Annotated in this window: 19 protein-coding genes, 1 pseudogene and 1 riboswitch; of the genes and pseudogenes, 12 read left to right on the plus strand and 8 right to left on the minus strand. The window is 59.8% G+C overall.

Features of this window, described 5'->3' with window-relative positions:
* Window positions 1-61: 61 nt before the first annotated feature.
* From CKW17_RS02370 to CKW17_RS02385, 4 genes are all read left to right on the plus strand, one after another.
* On the plus strand, window positions 62-1,288 hold the full coding sequence (locus CKW17_RS02370; protein ID WP_095118531.1) for a zinc-dependent alcohol dehydrogenase: 1,227 nt from the start codon (window positions 62-64) through the stop codon (window positions 1,286-1,288).
* 97 nt (window positions 1,289-1,385) lie between these two features.
* Window positions 1,386-1,886, plus strand: a complete 501-nt coding sequence (locus CKW17_RS02375; RefSeq protein ID WP_095118532.1) for a CinA family protein — start codon at window positions 1,386-1,388, stop codon at window positions 1,884-1,886.
* 3 nt (window positions 1,887-1,889) lie between these two features.
* Window positions 1,890-2,408, plus strand: coding sequence for a hypothetical protein (locus CKW17_RS02380; RefSeq protein ID WP_095118533.1), 519 nt, complete (start codon window positions 1,890-1,892; stop codon window positions 2,406-2,408).
* Window positions 2,409-2,415: 7 nt separating this feature from the next.
* Window positions 2,416-2,862 (plus strand): DUF421 domain-containing protein, encoded by a 447-nt coding sequence (locus CKW17_RS02385; protein ID WP_095118534.1) that lies wholly within the window; start codon window positions 2,416-2,418, stop codon window positions 2,860-2,862.
* Between the two features lie 47 nt (window positions 2,863-2,909).
* On the opposite strand, the gene CKW17_RS02390 is transcribed toward CKW17_RS02385, so the two are convergent.
* The 5 genes from CKW17_RS02390 to CKW17_RS02410 form a co-directional block, all read right to left on the minus strand.
* Window positions 2,910-3,125, minus strand: coding sequence for a PLD nuclease N-terminal domain-containing protein (locus CKW17_RS02390; RefSeq protein ID WP_095118535.1), 216 nt, complete (start codon window positions 3,123-3,125; stop codon window positions 2,910-2,912).
* A gap of 54 nt (window positions 3,126-3,179) precedes the next feature.
* Window positions 3,180-4,103, minus strand: coding sequence for an ABC transporter substrate-binding protein (locus tag CKW17_RS02395; RefSeq protein ID WP_095118536.1), 924 nt, complete (start codon window positions 4,101-4,103; stop codon window positions 3,180-3,182).
* Window positions 4,100-4,459 carry a ferredoxin gene (locus CKW17_RS02400; RefSeq protein ID WP_095118537.1) on the minus strand — a complete coding sequence of 120 codons (360 nt, stop codon included), beginning with the start codon at window positions 4,457-4,459 and terminating at the stop codon, window positions 4,100-4,102. The genes CKW17_RS02395 and CKW17_RS02400 overlap by 4 nt, the downstream gene beginning before the upstream one ends.
* Window positions 4,459-6,396 carry a TonB-dependent siderophore receptor gene (locus tag CKW17_RS02405; protein ID WP_095118538.1) on the minus strand — a complete coding sequence of 646 codons (1,938 nt, stop codon included), beginning with the start codon at window positions 6,394-6,396 and terminating at the stop codon, window positions 4,459-4,461. Before CKW17_RS02405 ends, CKW17_RS02400 begins: the two co-directional genes overlap by 1 nt.
* A 91-nt stretch (window positions 6,397-6,487) precedes the next feature.
* Window positions 6,488-6,694: riboswitch (cobalamin riboswitch) on the minus strand.
* Between the two features lie 44 nt (window positions 6,695-6,738).
* The gene (locus CKW17_RS02410) at window positions 6,739-7,632 is read right to left on the minus strand and encodes a LysR family transcriptional regulator (RefSeq protein ID WP_095118539.1); all 894 of its coding nucleotides are present in this window, start codon (window positions 7,630-7,632) and stop codon (window positions 6,739-6,741) included.
* 110 nt (window positions 7,633-7,742) lie between these two features.
* Between CKW17_RS02410 and CKW17_RS02415 the strand changes: the two genes are divergently transcribed.
* Genes CKW17_RS02415 through CKW17_RS02440 form a run of 6 tightly spaced genes read left to right on the plus strand, consistent with a single transcriptional unit; the run spans window position 7,743 to window position 14,016 of the window.
* Window positions 7,743-8,750 (plus strand): zinc-binding alcohol dehydrogenase family protein, encoded by a 1,008-nt coding sequence (locus CKW17_RS02415; protein WP_095118540.1) that lies wholly within the window; start codon window positions 7,743-7,745, stop codon window positions 8,748-8,750.
* Window positions 8,751-8,798: 48 nt separating this feature from the next.
* Window positions 8,799-9,971 (plus strand): L-dopachrome tautomerase-related protein, encoded by a 1,173-nt coding sequence (locus tag CKW17_RS02420; protein ID WP_095118541.1) that lies wholly within the window; start codon window positions 8,799-8,801, stop codon window positions 9,969-9,971.
* A 54-nt stretch (window positions 9,972-10,025) separates the two neighbouring features.
* Window positions 10,026-10,679: an oxygen-insensitive NAD(P)H nitroreductase gene (nfsB, locus tag CKW17_RS02425; RefSeq protein ID WP_095118542.1), complete on the plus strand. Its 654-nt coding sequence runs from the start codon at window positions 10,026-10,028 to the stop codon at window positions 10,677-10,679.
* Window positions 10,680-10,706: 27 nt separating this feature from the next.
* On the plus strand, window positions 10,707-11,015 hold the full coding sequence (locus tag CKW17_RS02430; RefSeq protein ID WP_095118543.1) for a putative quinol monooxygenase: 309 nt from the start codon (window positions 10,707-10,709) through the stop codon (window positions 11,013-11,015).
* 36 nt (window positions 11,016-11,051) lie between these two features.
* Window positions 11,052-13,715, plus strand: coding sequence for an alpha-ketoglutarate dehydrogenase (gene mdeB / locus CKW17_RS02435; RefSeq protein WP_095118544.1), 2,664 nt, complete (start codon window positions 11,052-11,054; stop codon window positions 13,713-13,715).
* A gap of 52 nt (window positions 13,716-13,767) precedes the next feature.
* Window positions 13,768-14,016: a hypothetical protein gene (locus CKW17_RS02440; RefSeq protein WP_095118545.1), complete on the plus strand. Its 249-nt coding sequence runs from the start codon at window positions 13,768-13,770 to the stop codon at window positions 14,014-14,016.
* Window positions 14,017-14,036: 20 nt separating this feature from the next.
* Here the strand turns inward: CKW17_RS02440 and CKW17_RS02445 are convergent, their stop codons facing one another.
* Window positions 14,037-15,623, minus strand: a complete 1,587-nt coding sequence (locus CKW17_RS02445) for an EAL domain-containing protein (protein WP_095118546.1) — start codon at window positions 15,621-15,623, stop codon at window positions 14,037-14,039.
* A gap of 270 nt (window positions 15,624-15,893) precedes the next feature.
* On the opposite strand from CKW17_RS02445, the gene CKW17_RS02450 reads away from it, so the two are divergent.
* Entirely contained in the window at window positions 15,894-17,021 is a 1,128-nt protein-coding gene (locus CKW17_RS02450) for a saccharopine dehydrogenase family protein (RefSeq protein WP_095118547.1), read from the plus strand.
* Window position 17,022: 1 nt separating this feature from the next.
* The gene (locus CKW17_RS02455; protein ID WP_095118548.1) at window positions 17,023-17,514 is read left to right on the plus strand and encodes a DUF2269 domain-containing protein; all 492 of its coding nucleotides are present in this window, start codon (window positions 17,023-17,025) and stop codon (window positions 17,512-17,514) included.
* Here the strand turns inward: CKW17_RS02455 and CKW17_RS02460 are convergent.
* Together CKW17_RS02460 and CKW17_RS02465 are read right to left on the minus strand one after the other, a co-directional pair.
* Window positions 17,498-17,965, minus strand: a complete 468-nt coding sequence (locus CKW17_RS02460) for a thiol-disulfide oxidoreductase DCC family protein (protein ID WP_095119016.1) — start codon at window positions 17,963-17,965, stop codon at window positions 17,498-17,500. The genes CKW17_RS02455 and CKW17_RS02460 overlap by 17 nt on opposite strands.
* Window positions 17,966-18,154: 189 nt before the next feature.
* Window positions 18,155-18,493: pseudogene (locus CKW17_RS02465) on the minus strand (LysR substrate-binding domain-containing protein); the annotation flags it as partial.
* Window positions 18,494-18,667: the final 174 nt, after the last annotated feature.

Consider the following 18,667-nt stretch of genomic DNA (forward strand, 5'->3'; position numbering starts at 1 on the left):
GAGGCGAGCCTTCCCAATGTGAAGCAGCAGCCATTTCACTCATCAGTACGAGGACTTTGCCATGCGAGCCATGACCTACCACGGCGCCCACGACGTGCGAGTCGAGACAGTGCCGGATCCGAAGCTCGAAGCCCCTGACGATATTATTCTGCGCGTCACGGCAACGGCTATTTGCGGGTCGGACCTGCACTTGTATCGGGGCAAAATACCGACGGTCGAGCATGGCGATATTTTCGGCCATGAATTCATGGGCATTGTCGAGGAAACCGGGCCTGGCGTGACCGCTGTGCAGCGCGGTGACCGCGTGGTGATCCCGTTCGTGATCGCCTGCGGTGACTGTTTTTTCTGCCAGCAAGAACTTTACGCCGCGTGCGAAACCACCAACACCGGCGCCGGTGCGGCCATGAACAAAAAGCGCATTCCACCGCCGGCCGCGCTGTTCGGCTACAGCCGGATGTATGGCGGCATCCCCGGTGGCCAAGCGGAACTGGTGCGGGTGCCCAAGGCCAACACCGGGCCCTTCATCGTCCCCGGCACGCTGTCGGACGAGAAAGTGCTGTTTCTGTCCGACATTCTGCCGACCGCGTGGCAAGCGGTGCTCAACGCGCAGATAGGGCAGGGGGCAAGTGTGGCCATTTACGGCGCCGGTCCGGTCGGACTGCTCAGCGCTGCCTGCGCGAAAATGCTTGGCGCGGAACGCATCTTCATGGTCGATCACCATCCGTATCGGCTGGATTACGCGCAGCGCACTTATGGCGTGATACCGATCAACTTCGATGGCGATGATGATCCGGCGGACACGATTATCGGTCAGACGCCGGGCAGTCGTGGCGTCGATGCGGTCATTGATGCGGTGGGGTTCGAAGCCAAGGGCAGCACCACGGAAACCGTGTTGGCCACGCTCAAACTCGAAGGCAGCAGCGGCAAAGCCCTGCGACAGTGCATTGCGGCGGTACGCCGTGGTGGGGTGGTCAGTGTGCCGGGTGTCTATGCAGGATTTATCCATGGTTTCCTGTTTGGCGACGCATTCGACAAGGGGCTGACGTTCAAGATGGGCCAGACCCATGTGCAGCGTTATCTGCCTGAATTGCTCGGATACATCGAGACCGGTGCATTGCAACCCGACGCGATCATCACCCACAGGCTGTCGCTTGAGCAGGCCGCCGAGGGTTACAAAATCTTCGACAAGAAGCAGGAGAACTGTCGCAAAGTGATCCTGACGCCGGGTGGCAGTGATGTGCCGTTAGCGGAAACGGCCGAGATGCCTCCACTGGTGCCGGCCAGTTAAACACACTGCAAAAGCCCGGGATGCGCCGGGCTGGCAGTTGTTGGAATGATTGGCGTGGTCTGCGGTCAACCGGGAAATGAGTCTTCGAGTGAGTGTCATGTCCATCGCCAATCAAACGGTCGACTACTTGCGCCGTCACTCCCTGATCCTGACCACGGCAGAGTCGTGTACGGCCGGCGAAATCGTGATGTTGCTCTCCGCTGTGCAAGGCAGCGGCGATCTCATCGAGTGCGGTTATGTCGTTTATTCACCTCAGGCCAAACAAAGGCTGCTGCACGTCAGCCCTGACACCATCGAAATCTTCAATCTGACCAGCGTAGAAGTGGCCCGCGAGATGGCGCTTGGCGCCTTGCGTGACAGCACCGCCAACGTTGCCGTTGCTACCACCGGCATTCTCGGTCCCGAAGACGTCGATGGCATTGCCGCCGGCACCGTGTGCTTCGCCTGGGCCTTTCAGTTGGCAGAAGAAAATTGCGTGTTCAGTCGTCAGCAGTGGTTCCCCGGTACGCGATGTGAGGTGCAGAGCGCCGCGTCGGAATATGCCTTGCAGCAACTCCCGCATTTTCATCGAAGGGCCCTGCACGGCGAGCGAGGTTAGGGCATGAGCGAAGACCCCGAACACCCGGATTTGCGCAGCAGGCATTACCCGGTTCGCGAAAACATGGCATACCAGTTGAAAGTCTGGCGATTCGAGCGATGCGGGTGGTACGCATTGGTGGTATTGGTCGTGCTGGCACTGCTGGGTGTGTTTTCTCGCGGACTCATCAGTTCGCGCGAGGTGCACAGCGAAGACGGCAAGTTGCATGCGCAGTACGAAATGTTCCATCGCAATGGCTCCACCAACGCCATGAAACTCAGTCTCAGTGCTGCACCCGATGCCGCGGTGGAACTGGATATAAGTGGCGAATGGCTGGACGGCTTCAGTATCGAAACCTTGCAGCCCGAACCGTTGCAGTCGCGTAGTTCAGCGCAGGGCATACGTTTATGGTTGCAGGCTGATGCCCACGGTCAGGCCACCTTGTATCTGACCGTGCGAGGCGATGGTTTGGGGTTGTTTCGCAGCCGTCTGGATTCGCCCGGATCAAGTGGCGTAGATCTCGTTCAATTCATCTTTCCGTAGGTGTCCCATGGATTCCGTCTTGCGCGCAGTGGCGATGTACATGGCATTGATGGTGTTATTCAAAATCGCCGGGCGCCGTTCGTTGGCAGAGCTGACAACGTTTGACTTCGTGTTGCTGATGATCATTGGCGAAGCCACCCAGCAAGCGTTGTTGGGTGATGATTTTTCCCTGACCAATTCAATGCTGGTGATCGTGACGCTGATCGCGATAGACGTCGGGTTCTCGCTGCTCAAACAGCGCTCGGGATGGATCTCACGGCTGATCGATGGCGAACCGACGATCATTGTCGAGAATGGCAAGCTTCTGCATGATCGCTTACGCCGTGCACGGTTGGTGGAAGCCGATGTAATGGAGGCTGCACGATCGAGTCAGGGCATCGAAACGATCGAACAGATCAAGTTCGCGATTATCGAGCGAAACGGCAAGATATCGGTCATACCTCAGGACTCCTGAGGATAGAGCTGGCCGAAAAGCAGTGCCTTCGGCCTTTTCCGCAGAACCTAACGCCCCGTGTGCGATGTGGTGTCGTGGCTGACATGCTTTGGTCCCGCTAACGCCCAGGCAATCAAGCCGAACAACGGCACAAACACAATCAGCACGATCCACACGCCTTTATTGCTCGATTTCCCCTCGCTCTTGCGCACCCGATTGATGGCCCAGAGTTCGATAAGCAGAAGAACTGCCGCCAGTACGATCCACACGGTTTCGATTTGCATTGGCTACCTCCTGATGGTCTGTGCGTTAGGTGGCGTGGGGTGCGGCAGGTTCATTTATTTTTTGTTCAAGGCGTTGAGCTGGCGGGCCAGGTCCAGCGCCACTCGACCGCTGTTGAGGGTTGGCAGCAGATGGGTGAAGGGAATGTCGATCAGGCGATTTTCGCGCACGGCGCGCAGTTGCGAGAGCACCGGGTCACGGGTCAACAGATAGCGTTTGCGACTGGCCGGCGACCATTCGGCGTCGGCCAGCAGGATCACGTCGGGGTCGCTGGCCAGCAGGGTTTCGCTGTTGACGGTCACCCGATAAAGATCAATGTCGGCGAACACATTGCGTGCCCCGGCAGCCGCCAGCAGCGGAGTGACAAAGCCGCGCCGGCCTTCGCTGTCGAGGCCTTTTACTTCGCTGTCGAGATAGAACACCGACAATGGTTTACCTGTACCGGCCAAGGCTTTGGCGCTGGCGAGATCGGCGTCCATGACCGCGCTCAATTGCTGCGCCTGTGGCTGTTTGTGCAGCAGTTGGCCCAGCGTTCGCAAGTCGTTGCGCACATGCGCGAAGTAATCCAGCGAATGGCCGTTGCAGGCCGACTCCAGCAAATACGAACCGACACCGTTGCGCGCCAACCCTGAACGTGAGGTCACCCCGTCGCCGAATGCGGTGGCAAAACCACCGATCACCAGATCCGGCTTCTGCGCGTACAACACCTCGCTGGACGGGTACTGCCGCGCGATCACCGGCACGCCGAAATACTCCGAGGGCCGCTGCCCGGCAAAGGTGTCATCCAGATAGGCCACGCCGACCAACAATGGCCCCGCACCCAAGGCCAGCACGATGTCGGCCGCATGCTGGTTGAGCGCAACAATCCGCGAGGGCGGTGTTGGCGCAAGGTGCCAGTCTTCGCCGCAATTGCTGAAACTGTCAGCCAGCAGCGCTGACGAGCAGAGCAGGGCGCCGAGCCCACACCAGAGCTTCCTCATGTGCGCGCCTTGATCAGTAAATCCTCGACCACTTCACCGCCTACCAGATGCCCGTCGACCAATCGCTGCACATCTGCCTTGCTGTGCACGCCATACCAGCAGCGTTCCGGATACACCGTCAGGATCGGCCCCAGATTGCACGGAAACTGGCAGTGCGTGCGGGTCAGCAACACGCCGCCCGGGGTTTCGATGCGATCGTGCTCCAGCAGGTGCCGGCGCAAGGTTTTCCATAACTGCAAGGCGCCACGTTGGGTGCAGCGCGGGCCGGTGCAGAGGAACACATGGCGCGCATGCTCGGGAACGTGCGACCAGTCCGGGTGCGTGTCGACGCCGTCGACGGTTTTGATCCCACTCATCAGAAGCGGTACGTGTAGCGCACTTCGGAGGTGAACGGGCGTCCGAGGTTGTCGACATTGCTCGAACGGCTGGTGACGTAATCGCGGTCGAAGAGGTTTTCCACCAGCAGGCTCACGCGGTGTTGGTGGGCGTTGTCGAGGTAGCGATAAGCGTCGGCGTCGACCACCGAATAGTGGCCGTATTCAACCTGTTTCGAACTGGTGATGTCGCGGATGTAGCGGATCGCGCCGCCGGCACCCCACAGGCGGTTTTCCGATTCATAACCCACGCGGGAACGGGCGAAGAAGCTCGGGATGTCATTGATGGTCGCCCCCGTGCGCGATTCGGTGAGGTTGCGGGTCATGTCTGCTTGCAGACTCCACTGATCGTTGAGCGCCAGTTTCGCGTCAGCCTCGAAACCGCGCATGCGCACCAGGCCTTCACCGTTGACCCACTGAACGCCGTCGAGGGTGATCAAGTCGTCGATCTTGCGTTTGAACAGGGTCACGCTGGCGCTGAATTCGCGGTCGAGCAGAAAGCCTTTGTAGTCGACACCGAGCTCCGCGTTGCGGCTTTTTTCCGGTTTGAGATTACGGTTGCCGATCTCGTCGCCCGGTTCGTTGACGAACAGTTGCTCGGCGTTCGGCAGTTTGTAGGCGCTGCCGTATTGGCCGCGCACCGACCAGTTGTCGTTGAGGTCATACAGCGAAGTGAGCATGCCGACCGTGGCACTGTCGCCGCCGCTCATGGCTTCGTGGCGCACACCGATGCTCGGATGCCAGTCGGGCAGAGCGTCTATCTGCGGGCGCAGTTGCGTGTAGAACGCATGGGCTTCGGCCTTGTCGTTGTCGATGATCAGCACATCGTCCTGGCCCTTGAACCACTGGTTGTCGCTGCCGAACACCAACACATGGCCACCGGGCAATTCAGCCTTGCCTTCGGCCTGCACGCCCCAATCGGTGAAGCCCCAATAGTCGTTGTGGTTGATGACTTTGGTACCGCCGCCGGCGATGTTGTTGACGCGCGTGTAGCGGGTGTCCCAGTCGTTGATATGACCTTTGACGAAATAGCTCAGGCGCTCGTTGATGTTCTGCTCGAAGGTCGCCGTAGCGATCTGCTGCACGCGATCGTTGGTGGTCGTGTGATTGTCGACCGGGCGGGCGAAATCGAGGTTGGCGTCGGCGTATTGGTAGAACAGTTCCAGCCGCGAATCATCGCCAAACGACTGAATCGCCTTGCCGCCGAAGGTGGTGACTTCGTAGGCGCGGTTCCTTCCTGAATCGTTTTTCATGTCGCGGTTGCGATACGGCTGGTAACCGTCGGAGACGTTGTGGCTGACGTACGCCAGCAAGCCGAGATCGCCGAAACCGTTGGTGAAGATATTCTCGACCCGCGCATCCTCGGTGGTACCGCCAAAACTGTCGACGCCCAGGTTCACTTCACCGGAGGCTTTGCGCGACTGCGGGCTGCGGGTGACGATGTTGATCACACCGGAAACGGCTTGGGTGCCGAACAATAGGCTCTGGCCACCTTTGAGCACTTCGATGCGTTCGATGGCGTTGGCCGGCAGGGTGTCCAGATACAGGCCGCCGTACAGTCGATTGTTCAGGCGCACACCGTCGAGCAGGATCAGCGTGTCGTCGTTGCGCCCGCCGAGGAGCGAATAAGTGCCGTAGTCGAACGGGCCGTTTTTCGGCGCGACATACAGGCCGGGAATAAACATCTGCATGACGCGGCTGACATCAGCACTGGGCCCGGCGCGTTCGATCTGCTCACGGCTGACGATCTCGACCTTGCTGCCGAACTTGGCCATGTCGGCGACAGTGGTCGATTCCACTGACGGTGCAGAAACGATTTGCTGATTGAGTTCCAGCGGCGTTTCGTCGGCCAGTATCAGCGGGCTGAACAGGCAGCCAAGGAACAGGGTTGGAGCACAAGTGTTGAAAGGTCGAATCATTGTCTTCTCGAAAAGGATCTTCGCAGAAGAGCATGCAGGAGAAGGCATCGCGCACAGCCAATACCGGCCCATGCCCGCCCACCGCAGGATTTTGCCAAACAGCATTTCAGGCCGGTCTCCGGGCTCGCGCGTATCGAGGCTTTCACCTTCCCATGGCCGAGTGGCCACAGTGGTCTGTCGAAAGCATCACGCGCATACCGTTGCGGGGGCAGCACCGGACTTGTTCGAAAAGAACGTACCGGTTTCCCGTTTCACCCCATGCACGGCGGCAGGGGGCACCTGAAACAGGGCGGCATCTGAACATCCGACGGGCGGTTCGTCAATGTGGCAACACCGGGGGGGCTATTGGATGCGTTCCAGAGCGGCAAACTGGCCACTCAACCACGTATAAAGCTGAGACACCGCCGGGCTGATCTGCTTGCGATGCGGGCACACCAGACTCAACGGTGAGGCATTGCCGGGGAAATCCTTCAGCAGCACGATCAGTCGCCCTGCGATCACGTCTGCACTGACGTCCAGCCAGGATTTGTTGGCGATGCCTTCGCCGCTCAACGCCCAGCGGCGCACGACGTCGGCGTCGTCGCTGAACATCGGTCCCGAGACCTGGATCGTTTCACTGCCCAGGCTCCACTTGTCGTAGACCCGGCCACCTTGCTGGTAGAGCAGGCAAGGGTGGTTGTGCAGATCGTCCGGTGTTTGCGGGTATCCGTGGCGCTCCACGTATTCCGGTGCGGCGACCAGCACCCGCCGGTTCCACGGTGCCAACGGCAGCGCCACGTAGTTGGCATCTTCATTCGAGCCGTATCGAATCGCCACGTCTACCGGGTCGCGAAACAAGTCTGCGATCTGGTCCGACAGGGAAAATCGCAAGGTCAGTTCCGGGTGCTGGCGGCGAAACAGCGTAAGCCACGGCAGCAAAATGTTGCGCCCCAGATCTGACGGCGCCGTCACTTGCAGCACGCCGCGCAACGTGGCGTTTTCACCGCGCAGGTTTTCCTTGCCTTGCTTGAGCGCCTCCAGCACCGAGTGGGCGGTGGGCAAGTATTGCTCGCCCTCGGCGGTTAATCGCAGGCTGCGGGTGGTGCGCGCAAACAGGCGCACGTCCAGTTCACGCTCCAGACGCTTGATCGCCGCGGCAACCTGACCGGGCAATAAATCGGCCTCAAGGGCGGCAGCGGTGAAGCTGCCCAGCGCGGCGCTGCGGGTGAACAAACCAAGATCATCAATGCGGATCATTTTCACTCCTGCAGTGAAAGTGTTGGCCCATTCTGCTGGTTTTTCTTTGTGCCTGGGAAGTCGAAGATGGCGGCAAGTGAGCACATCAGCTCTTCAGACAGCGAGTTTCCATGAAAGCCATCACCTTCACCCAACACGCTTTGCCCATTGAAGATCCACAATCGTTGCAGGACATCGACCTGCCGGTGCCGACTCCCGGCCCACGGGATTTGCTCGTAGAAGTTCGTGCGGTGTCGGTCAATCCGGTCGATACCAAAGTGCGCGCCGGAACTTTCACCAAAGAACCGAAAATCCTCGGCTGGGATGCCGCCGGCATCGTCCGTGAGGTCGGTGCTGAAGTGACGCTGTTTCAGCCTGGCGACGAAGTGTTCTACGCCGGCTCCCTTGCCCGTACCGGCAGTTATAGCGAATTTCACCTGGTGGACGAGCGAATCGTCGGGCACAAACCGCGTTCGTTAACTGCAGCGGATGCGGCGGCATTGCCGTTGACGTCGATCACCGCCTGGGAATTGTTGTTCGACCGTCTCGGTGTCAGCGAAGGTTCAGGGCAGGGCAAGTGCCTGTTGATCACGGGGGCAGCGGGCGGCGTCGGCTCGATGCTGGTGCAACTGGCCCGACAGTTGACGCGGCTGACTGTCATCGGCACCGCCTCGCGGCAGGAAACGGCTGACTGGGTCCGGCAGTTGGGCGCGCATCACGTCATCGATCACAGTCAGCCGCTGCGCGCACAGTTGCAGGCACTGGGCATTGACGAGGTCAGCCATGTCGCCAGCCTGACCCATACCGAGCAGCATTTTGCCCAGCTGATCGAAGTGCTTCGACCACAAGGGCGTCTGGGCGTGATCGACGATCCTGAAAGCCTCGACGTGATGCCGCTCAAGCGCAAATCGCTGTCGCTGCACTGGGAGCTGATGTTCACCCGTTCGCTGTACGAAACCCCGGACATGATCGAGCAGCATCATCTACTCAATCGCGTCAGCGATCTGATTGACCAGGGCATTTTGAAAACGACTGTCGGTGAACATTTTGGCGCGATCAACGCGGCAAACATGCGCCGTGCCCATGCCTTGGTCGAGAGCGGCAAGGCCCGAGGCAAACTGGTGCTCGAAGGTTTCTGATTTCACTCATTCAGACGGGCCTGCACGCGGGCCGGTCAGGAGCAGCTCATGCGTATGAAAAAGCTTTCTGCTGCATTGGTCATGGTCATGGCGGCGCCGTTCGCCCATGCAATCAGCGCCGTCGCGTTGCCGGCCAATGCTCCCGCCGATCGATCGTTCGGCACGCTCGAACAGGTCCATGCGTTCTATGACGCGATGCCCACCGGCGTGACCGTCACCGAGACCGGGCGCATCTTCGTCAACTTCCCGCGTTGGGGCGACAACGTGCCGTTCACCGTGGGCGAGATCCGCGACGGCAAAGTCGTGGCTTACCCGAACGCGGCGATCAACCGGGAAAACCTCAACGATCCCAGTGATGGTTTGATCAGCGTACAGAGCGTGGTGGCCGACGGGCGGGGCCGTGTCTGGTTGCTCGATGCCGCCGCGCCGGGTTTCGCAGACCCAAAACCCAAAGGCGCGAAGCTGATCGCGGTGGATCTGGTCAGCAACAAGATCGTCAAGCGTCTGGTGTTCCCGGACAACGTCATGTTGCCAAGTACCTACGTCAACGACATGCGTTTCGACTTTCGCACAGGCCCAGAGGGGACGGTCTATCTCACTGACTCGTCCCTGCGCGGACCGGGTGCGATCATCGTCATGGACATCGCCAGCGGCAGTGCCATGCGCCGTTTGAGCGGTGTGCCGGCGACTTCGGTTGACCCGACCTTTGTCCCGGTGGTTGAAGGCCTGCCACTCACCGTTGAAGGTCCGGACGGCAAGCGCAAACCGCTGGGCGTGGCCTCGGATGGCATCGCGCTGTCGGCGGACGGCAAGACGCTGTATTTCACGCCGCTGTCGAGTCGGCACCTGTATTCGGTGTCCACCGCGTTGCTGCGTGATGCCAACTTCAGTGAACAGCAACTGACGGCTGCCGTGCAGGATCTGGGGGAGAAGGGTGCGTCCGATGGTCTTGAAGCTGACGCCGCCGGCGCCATCTATGCCGGCGATTACGAGCACAACTCGATCCGCAAGCGTCTGCCGGACGGCCAATGGCAAACGCTGGTCCACGACCCGCGTCTGCTCTGGCCAGACACATTGTCCATTGGCCCCGACGGCTATCTGTATTTCATCGCCAACCAGTTGCATCGCCAGGCGGCATTCCGTTCCGGGCAGGATCAGCGGCAAAAGCCTTACAGCCTGATGCGTCTGAAGATCGACGCAGCGCCGGCGCCGACACGCTGATTTTCAAGCGGCATTGATTTCTGCGTTTTCACTTTTCAGATCAGGAGTTCAATCATGGATCTCGTTTCTCTGGCCAAGCGCCGATTCACCACAAAAGTTTTCGATGCCGACCGCAAGATCCCCAGGCACACACTGGAGTTGCTGCTGGAACAACTGCGCAACAGCCCGTCGTCGGTCAACTCCCAGCCTTGGCATTTCGTGGTTGCCGAGAGTGATCAGAGCCGGGCGCGAATCGCCCACAGTACCCAGGGACCGTTCAGCTTCAACCAGCCGAAAATACTCAACGCGTCGCACGTCATCGTCTTTTGCACTCGCACACATCTGCCGGAGGAATACCTGCAAGCGTTGCTGGCTCAGGAAGCCATGGACGGGCGTTTTCACAATGCCGAGGCGCGAGCAGGGCAGGAGCGTGGGCGGCGCGGTTTTGTCGATCTGCATCGCTTCGATCAGAAAGACCTGCAGCACTGGATGGAAAAGCAGACCTACCTCGCGCTGGGCACATTGCTGCTGGGTGCCGCCTCGCTGGGTATCGACGCGACGCCGATGGAAGGTTTCGACAGCAAAGTCCTCGACAGTGAACTGGGCCTGCGCGAACAGGGCTTCACCAGTCTGGTCGTGGTCAGCCTGGGCTATCACAGCAGCGAAGACTTCAACGCAGGCCTGCCCAAGTCGCGCTTGCCGGCCCAGTCGCTGTTTACCTTTCTCTGAATGCAACCGGTCCCTGGAGTATTGAAGATGAGCAAGTCTACAGAAGCATTGATCTCGATTGCCGTGCTCAAGGCCAGGTCAGGCCAGGAACAGGCCTTGAAACAAGGCTTGCTGGCGCTGGTGGAACCGACACGCGCAGAGCCGGGCAATCTCGACTATGTGTTGTTTGAACTGCGCGACCAGCGCGGCACGTTCTACATGCGCGAGGCCTTCAAGGATCAGGCGGCACTGGATGCGCATTTCGCCATGCCTTACTTCAAGCGCTTTGCCGCCGCGGCGGATGACCTGCTGGAGGAGCCGCTGCAACTGATATTTCTTGAGCACGTCTCGAACTGATCCAGTCGTCCATTCAACCTGTCAGGGTGTTCTGCCATGAAAGATACCGCGCCACGGCCAACCCACGGAACGCCGGTTCACGAAGACATCGATGCCATTGAAACCAACGAGTGGCTGGAAGCCCTGGCAGGTGTCGCCAAAGTCGGCGGCAGACCGCGCGTGCGGTTCTTGCTGTTGCGACTGGCCGAGCAGGCCAGCCGTCTCGGCGTGCAAACGACGGCGAGTGCGTATTCGCTGTACCAGAACACTATCGCGCTCGAACAGCAGCCGGTTTATCCCGGGGATCTGGTGATGGAGGAGCGCATTACCTCGATCATTCGCTGGAACGCCCTGGCCATGGTGGCGAAGGCGAACAAGGCCTATGGCGAATTGGGCGGTCACATCGCCAGTTACGCCTCGGCGGCGGAAATTTTCGAGGTCGGCTTCAATCACTTTTTCCGTGCGGACAGCGAAGCCGGGCGGGGTGATCTGGTTTATTTCCAGGCGCACTCTGCCCCCGGGGTGTACGCGCGGGCCTTTCTTGAAGGGCGTTTGCAGGCGTCGCAACTGGAGCGTTACCGGCAAGAAGTGAAGGGCGGCGGATTGTGTTCCTATCCGCATCCCTGGCTGATGCCCGACTTCTGGCAGTTTCCCACGGGCTCAATGGGGATTGGCCCGATCAATGCGATTTACCAGGCACGGTTCCTGCGGTATTTGCAGCATCGTGGGATTGCCTCGACGGAGGGGCGACATGTCTGGGGCGTTTTTGGTGATGGCGAGATGGACGAGCCGGAGTCCATCGCGGCGCTTTCGCTGGCAGCGCGGGAGAGTCTCGACAACGTCACCTTAGTGATCAACTGCAATCTGCAGCGCCTCGACGGACCCGTACGTGGCAACGGGCAAATCGTTCAGGAGCTGGAATCATTGTTCAGCGGCGCCGGCTGGAATGTGATCAAGGTGTTGTGGGGTTCGGACTGGGACCCATTGTTTGCCCGCGATAACGGCCATGCGCTGTTACGCCACTTCGCCGGGATGGTGGATGGCGAGTACCAGAATCTGGGGGCCAATGACGGCGCGTATAACCGCAGCCATTTCTTCGACCAGGACCCGCAGTTGCAGGCGTTGGTTGCAGACATGAGTCCGGAGCAGATCAATGCGTTGCGCCGCGGCGGTCACGACTTTCGTAAGCTGCATGCCGCGTTCGAGGCCGCGCGCAAGCACAAGGGCAGGCCGACCGTGGTGCTCGCCAAAACCAAGAAAGGTTTCGGCATGGGCCAGATCGGCGAGTCGCGCAACACCTCGCACCAGCAGAAAAAACTCGATATCGAAGTGCTCAAGGCCTTCCGTGATCGTTTCGCCTTGCCGCTGGATGATGAGGCCGTGGCACAAATGCGCTTCTATAAACCGGCCGACGACAGCCCCGAGTTGCGATATCTGCATCAGCAGCGACGGGCTCTCGGCGGTTACTTGCCCAAGCGCAACGGTGTGGCTGCACCCATAGCAGTGCCACCGCTCGACAGCTATGGCCGATTTGCGCTGACGGCGGATGAGCGTGAAAACTCGACGACGATGGCGGTGGTGCGACTGTTCACCCATCTGATCAAGGACAAACAATTGGGGCCGCGCATTGTGCCGATTGTCGCCGATGAAGCGCGCACATTCGGCATGGCGAATCTGTTCCGGCAGATCGGGATTTATTCATCTGTCGGCCAGTTGTACGAGCCAGAAGATGCCGGCGCGCTGCTCTATTACAAGGAATCAACCGACGGGCAACTGCTTGAAGAAGGCATCACCGAAGCCGGTGCGATTTCTTCCTGGATCGCTGCGGCCACGTCCTACAGCGTCAATGGCGAGCCGATGCTGCCGTTCTACATCTACTACTCGATGTTCGGTTTCCAGCGCATTGGCGATCTGATCTGGGCAGCGGCCGATCAGCGCGCCAGAGGCTTTTTGATCGGCGCCACATCGGGGCGCACAACGCTGGCCGGTGAAGGACTGCAGCATCAGGACGGCTCCAGTCAGTTGATGGCAGCCACTGTGCCCAACTGCCGCGCCTACGACCCGGCATTTGCCAGCGAGGTGGCGGTGATCATCGACCATGGCAGCCGGCGCATGCTTGAGCAGCAAGAGGATGAGTTCTATTACCTGACGGTAACCAACGAGAACTACGTTCAGGCCTCACTTGAACCAGACGAACACGCGGACGTGATTCGCGGCATGCGCCTCTATGCCCGCTATGGTGAGGAGGTAGCGGCGGTTCGTTTACTGGGTTCGGGAGCGATTCTGCGCGAGGTGATTGCCGCCGCGCACATGCTGGATCAAGAGTGGCAAGTCAGCAGCGAAGTGTGGAGCGTGACCAGCTTCTCCGAACTCGCCCGGGATGCCCGCGAGGTACAGCGCCAGCAAGTGTTCGGCGGCGATGTCGAGTGCCAGAGTCACCTGCTGCATTGTCTGCCCGGTCACGCGCCAGTCGTGGCAGCCAGTGATTACGTGCGCGCCTATGCACAATTGGTGGTGCCGTATTTACAGGCGCCGTGCATCTGCCTGGGCACCGACGGATTTGGACGCAGCGACACACGCGCGGAGTTGCGCAGCTTCTTTGAGGTGGATCGCTATCACATCGTTTTGGCGGCGCTTGCTTCGGTCGATCCGCAGGCACATACCCAGGCTCGGGCGAAATACGCTATCGACGCCGACGCCGAAGCTCCTTGGAACTGCTGAGCCTACACGTCGTGTGTCGCTTCTTTCATCAACCAACATCAGAGGCAGATCCATGTCGTTCGGTACATTGGTCGAATTCGGCGTCACGCCTGTAAAAGTCGCACGCGCCCCGTTATATGGGCTGATGCTTGCAGTCGTGCTGGCCGGGTGCGCAAGCTTGCATTGGGTCGATGCGCCGTTTCTTGATCGCGACGGCACACTCTGGCTGCCCGCTGCGCAAATGGATCGCGTCGGTCTGTTCAATGACGGCACGCCGCGGGTGCAATGGCCGATGACGGTGTTCCGTTTGTCCAAACGGTAGGGTGGCAGGGAACCTTACACCTACTGGAGCACGGGCTCCTGCGCATCATGATCGATCACAACGCTCGCCTGCTCTTGATAGAACCGCTGAAACTCTTCGGCCGGCATCGGTTTGGCAAACAACCAGCCCTGACCGAAATGCACACCGTGATCGCGCAGGTAATCCAGCTGCGCCGGGGTTTCGATGCCTTCGGCGACAATCTGCAGGCGCATGCTCTTGGCCATTTCGATGATGTGGTTGATCACCGAACCGGCGTCAGGGGCCTTGTCGATGGTTTCGACGAACGACTTGTCGATCTTCAGTACATCCAGCGGTAATTGCCGCAAGTGTTGAAGGCTGGAGAAACCGGTGCCGAAATCGTCGATGGCGGCCAGATAACCCAGTGCGCGGGCTTGATTGACGGTGTTGCGGGCCGAGTCGATTTCGACAAAACCGCGTTCGGTGGCTTCCAGCCAGATTTGATGCGCACGCACGCCGGTCTGGCTCAACGCAGCTTCCAGCTTGGGCAGAAAACGGCCACTGCAAACGTCCTCGGCGGCCAGATTGATTGCCACGTGCAAATCGCGCTGTTCGACCAGCAGCGGGCCGAGATCGCGCATCACACACTCGATCACTTGATCGGTGATTGGCAGGATCAGGCCGCTGTGTTCGGCCATCGGAATGAACGCGTCGGGTCGCACCAGCCTGCCGTCCGGACGTTGCCAGCGCACCAGTGCCTCGGCGCCGATGCATGTCCCTTCGCTCAAATCCATGATCGGCTGGTAATGAACGATGAACTCACGATTGCGCACGGCTTGCTGCAGTTCGGCCAGCGGCGACAGGCATTGACGGGTGCGCCTGATGATCAGCAGCGCCAGGATGCCGGCCAGTAACCCGCCGATCGGCAGCAGCAACATCTCCATGCGGATCAGGCCTTGCAGCAGATCCCGGCGCGACAGAGCTGCGATGGCGACCCAATCGCCGCTGTGCACGAGGGTGTAGAGGTAACCGTCCTGCAGACCCGAGGCGGGGCCGGAATGCACGCGTGTCAAAAAATGTTCGGCGCCCGGGCGTGAGACGCCGACCAGATCCCCGGCAGCGGTGCCGACCGCCAGGTGCAAGTCTTCGTCCAGCATCACATGGAGAAATTGCGCGGGGTCGACCAGCACATTGAAGGCCGCGTATTGCAGCGCCATCATCGGTTTGGCAGGGACGATGCGCGACTGCACATCGAGAGATATGCGCACACCGTCGGCGGTGGTGAAGTCCTCGCGCCATGGCGTCACGTGTTGGCCGACTAAGCCCCATGAACCGCATGCGTAGATTTCTTGCTCGACATAGCCGACGGACTTCACCGTTAACGTGTTGATGGTCAGCAGGCGCATCTCATCGATGCTCTCAGGCGTGCACGGTGCCAGCTCGGAACCGGCGATGGCTTTCAGTGCCCCGGCGGCTTCATTGAACGTGCCGTTGGCGCGGCTGGAGGCCACGGCAGCAAGGGTTTCCAGACGCTGCTGAGCAGACGCCAGATTGAGCATCCAGGCGAGGTAGCCCATCAGAATCACTGGCAGCAAGACACACGGAAGCCCCAGGAGAATGCTCCCCCAGACGATGCGTTTTTTATTCATTTGTCGCCACCTTGGCCACAGGCCTGTGACGTGCGCACAGCACGGCTGATTTCAGCAAAGACAGATTACGACGGCAGCGGCTTACCGATATTGCTGCAGATCAATGTGTGTGATGAATGGATCAAGCCCCAAAACCGGAACCGCGCGTTTCTCCGCTGCGTACCCGGTAGTAGCGCAAATGGGTGGCGAGCAACGGATCTGAATGGCTTGCTGACGTTCTGCCCTATATCCTGCACGCCTGTGTGATGGAATGACTTAGGGAAGAATTGCATGCCGTTCAGGGTGATGGTGGTCGGTGGTTACGGAAATTTCGGCAGCATCGTCTGCCGGCATCTGGCGTTGATGGCGGATGTGGAGTTGGTGCTTTCGGGGCGCGATCCGCGCAAGTTGCAAGGCAAACTCGATGAGCTCAACCGTCTTTCGGCCAACGTCTGCGCAGGCTGGTGCGGCGATGCCATGGGCGGCGAGTTCCAATCCGCATTGTGCGCGCTGAACATTCAGTTGGTCGTCCACACCGGCGGGCCGTTTCAGGGGCAATCCTATGCTGTCGCCGAGAGCTGCATCGACGCGGGCGTGAACTACTGCGATCTGGCTGACTGCCGAACTTTCGTCAATGGCATCGACGTGCTCGATGCGCGGGCGAAACAGGCTGGCGTGGCGATCCTCAGCGGTTGCAGTTCGGTGCCAACGCTGTCGTCGGCAATCATCGATGAACAGCGCCAGCGCTTTTCCCGCATCGACTCGATCGAACACGGCATTTCCTCATCGGCGAAAATGCCGGGGCTGTCGACCATCGAAGGCGTGCTCGCCTATGCCGGCAAACCGATCAAGCAACTCAAAAACGGCAAGGTGCATGAAGTGTCCGGCTGGCTGGACCTGACCTTGCGCAAAATGCCGCAGATGGGCACCCGGCTGCTGGCCAACGTCGATGTCCCGGACATGGACATCTTCGCCAGCCGTTATGGCGCGCAGACCCTGAAGTTCAAGGCCGGCGCCGGGCTGAAACTCGGCGGCATCGCCAACGGCTTGCTGGCGCAGGCACTCAAGGTCGGACTGGTGCGCGACCATGCGCTGTGGGCGGCCAGACTGCATCGCCTCGGCCTGCGCTTCGAACGTTTCGGCGATGGCAAAAGTGCGATGTACATCGACGTTCAAGGCCTTGGCGCTGACGGCAAACCGCTGTCGATGACCGCGCAACTCACCGCCCTGAACGACAAAGGCCCGGAAATCCCCAGCTGCGCCGCCGTGGCCCTGGTGACAAAAATGGCTTCGGGCTACGTACCGGCCGCCGGCGCCCGACCGTGCGTGGGCGAAATCAGCGTCGCCGAATACATGGCCGCGATCAACGACCCGGCCAACCTGAGCCTGGTCGTGAACTTCTCGGACGGGCAGCGCTGACATGCTCTACCTGTGCCTGAAGTACCTGCACATCATCGCCGCGATTTTTCTGTTCGGTTTCGGCATGGGTTCCTACCTCTACCTGATCGCCGCCAGCCGCACTCGCAACCCGCAAGTGATCGCCCACGTCGCGCGCATGGTCGTCGGCTTCGACACGTGGATCACCACGCCGGCCGGTTTCGTGCAGATCATCACCGGTTATCTGCTGATGCGGCTTTCTGGGCTGAGCATGAGTACCGAGTGGGTGCTGACGTCGCTGATCATCTTCTTCTGCGTCGGCTCGCTGTGGTTGCCGGTGTTGCTGTTGCAGAAACGGCTGTGCGCGATGGCGGCGAGTGCGAGCGAAGTGGGGGCGGCGCTGGATGAGCAGTATCAAGCCGTGTACCGCAAATGGTTCTGGATGGGCGTGATGGGTTTCGCCGGAATGTTTGTCATCGTGCTGATGATGGTCACGAAGATGACGCCGGTGCAGTTGTTCAGCTTTCTGGTGTAGCTGCGGTGGCTTTCAGGAAGCGCTGTTCGTGATCTGGGGTGGGGAGCAGGCAGGTGTCGTATTTACCGAACAGGCGATAGCGGTTTAGCGCGATACGGTCGTAGGCCCAGTCGCGCAGGCTGCGGGGGAAAATGCGCAGCAGGCGCAATGGCTGCCAGCGGGCGGGTAATTGGCTGATGACCTCGAAGAACGCGTCGGAACGTTCCCAGTAGTGGCGGTCGCGGATGACGGCCATGGTGTCGAATTGATCGATGGGGAGGCCGGCCCATGCGAGGAGGGCTTGGCCTTCGGGGGATTGCACGGCGGCCAGGCGTACGCGGTGTTGGTGGTCGTGGCGGATCAGGAAGCGTGCCCAGCCGTTGCAGAGTTTGCAGACGCCGTCGAACAGGACCACGGATTCGTCGGGGTTGAGGAGCGGGGCGGGGCTTGGGCGGGTTTTTGAGGTGGGCATTGGGTTTTTCTCATTGCGCTTGGTCATTTGATCTTGTCAAAGGTAGCCACAATCGTGACATTCGATGAATGCTTTCGACTGTTTTTGGCCAGAAGCGGATCGTCGTGAATGTCCGCTTTCGGCCAGAAGCGGACGTTCACGAATGACCGCTCCCGCCCCTTAACCACCGTTTTCGCGGCTCAATGATCGCTATCGTTCCGACCAGTCAGAATGAAGCTGCGGAAAACGCTTTTGCAGCCACTCAATAAACACTTGAACCTGTGGTGCCAAATGAGTCCGGCTCGGGTATAGCATCGACACGGGGCGAGGGGCTGGCCGATAGGGCTTTAGAATTTCTACCAAACCGCGACTGGCCAAATGTTCGGCCACGGTAATCCCGGGTGCCTGAATTATTCCGAAACCCGACACGCCACACTGAACGTACGCATTTGACTCAGTGACGGTGATGCCGGCGTTACTCACAAATGATCGATCTTGGCCTTTTACCGAAAAATGCCAGGGCAGTGTTCTGTTGCTCTGACCGGACAAGCAAAAAAGGGGACTGATTTATTTTCTGAAAAATAATCAGTCCCCTTTTTGATTCGAGAGGCAGAAATGAAATCGGCCACAAGCAGTCGGTATCTACGAAATCGGCGGGCTATTCAGCGCCCAGCTTCTTTTCGGCAGCTTTCACTTCGAGTAAAGCGGCCGGTATGATGAGGC

The organism is Pseudomonas sp. Irchel s3f10 (assembly GCF_900187515.1).
GTDB lineage: Bacteria > Pseudomonadota > Gammaproteobacteria > Pseudomonadales > Pseudomonadaceae > Aquipseudomonas > Aquipseudomonas tensinigenes.

Coding starts and splice junctions, on each gene's coding strand:
- CKW17_RS02370 (WP_095118531.1), top strand. CDS start 62: ATGCGAGCCATGACCTACCACGGCGCCCACGACGTGCGAGTCGAGACA.
- CKW17_RS02375 (WP_095118532.1), top strand. CDS start 1,386: ATGTCCATCGCCAATCAAACGGTCGACTACTTGCGCCGTCACTCCCTG.
- CKW17_RS02380 (WP_095118533.1), top strand. CDS start 1,890: ATGAGCGAAGACCCCGAACACCCGGATTTGCGCAGCAGGCATTACCCG.
- CKW17_RS02385 (WP_095118534.1), top strand. CDS start 2,416: ATGGATTCCGTCTTGCGCGCAGTGGCGATGTACATGGCATTGATGGTG.
- CKW17_RS02390 (WP_095118535.1), bottom strand. CDS start 3,125: ATGCAAATCGAAACCGTGTGGATCGTACTGGCGGCAGTTCTTCTGCTT.
- CKW17_RS02395 (WP_095118536.1), bottom strand. CDS start 4,103: ATGAGGAAGCTCTGGTGTGGGCTCGGCGCCCTGCTCTGCTCGTCAGCG.
- CKW17_RS02400 (WP_095118537.1), bottom strand. CDS start 4,459: ATGAGTGGGATCAAAACCGTCGACGGCGTCGACACGCACCCGGACTGG.
- CKW17_RS02405 (WP_095118538.1), bottom strand. CDS start 6,396: ATGATTCGACCTTTCAACACTTGTGCTCCAACCCTGTTCCTTGGCTGC.
- CKW17_RS02410 (WP_095118539.1), bottom strand. CDS start 7,632: ATGATCCGCATTGATGATCTTGGTTTGTTCACCCGCAGCGCCGCGCTG.
- CKW17_RS02415 (WP_095118540.1), top strand. CDS start 7,743: ATGAAAGCCATCACCTTCACCCAACACGCTTTGCCCATTGAAGATCCA.
- CKW17_RS02420 (WP_095118541.1), top strand. CDS start 8,799: ATGCGTATGAAAAAGCTTTCTGCTGCATTGGTCATGGTCATGGCGGCG.
- nfsB (WP_095118542.1), top strand. CDS start 10,026: ATGGATCTCGTTTCTCTGGCCAAGCGCCGATTCACCACAAAAGTTTTC.
- CKW17_RS02430 (WP_095118543.1), top strand. CDS start 10,707: ATGAGCAAGTCTACAGAAGCATTGATCTCGATTGCCGTGCTCAAGGCC.
- mdeB (WP_095118544.1), top strand. CDS start 11,052: ATGAAAGATACCGCGCCACGGCCAACCCACGGAACGCCGGTTCACGAA.
- CKW17_RS02440 (WP_095118545.1), top strand. CDS start 13,768: ATGTCGTTCGGTACATTGGTCGAATTCGGCGTCACGCCTGTAAAAGTC.
- CKW17_RS02445 (WP_095118546.1), bottom strand. CDS start 15,623: ATGAATAAAAAACGCATCGTCTGGGGGAGCATTCTCCTGGGGCTTCCG.
- CKW17_RS02450 (WP_095118547.1), top strand. CDS start 15,894: ATGCCGTTCAGGGTGATGGTGGTCGGTGGTTACGGAAATTTCGGCAGC.
- CKW17_RS02455 (WP_095118548.1), top strand. CDS start 17,023: ATGCTCTACCTGTGCCTGAAGTACCTGCACATCATCGCCGCGATTTTT.
- CKW17_RS02460 (WP_095119016.1), bottom strand. CDS start 17,965: ATGCCCACCTCAAAAACCCGCCCAAGCCCCGCCCCGCTCCTCAACCCC.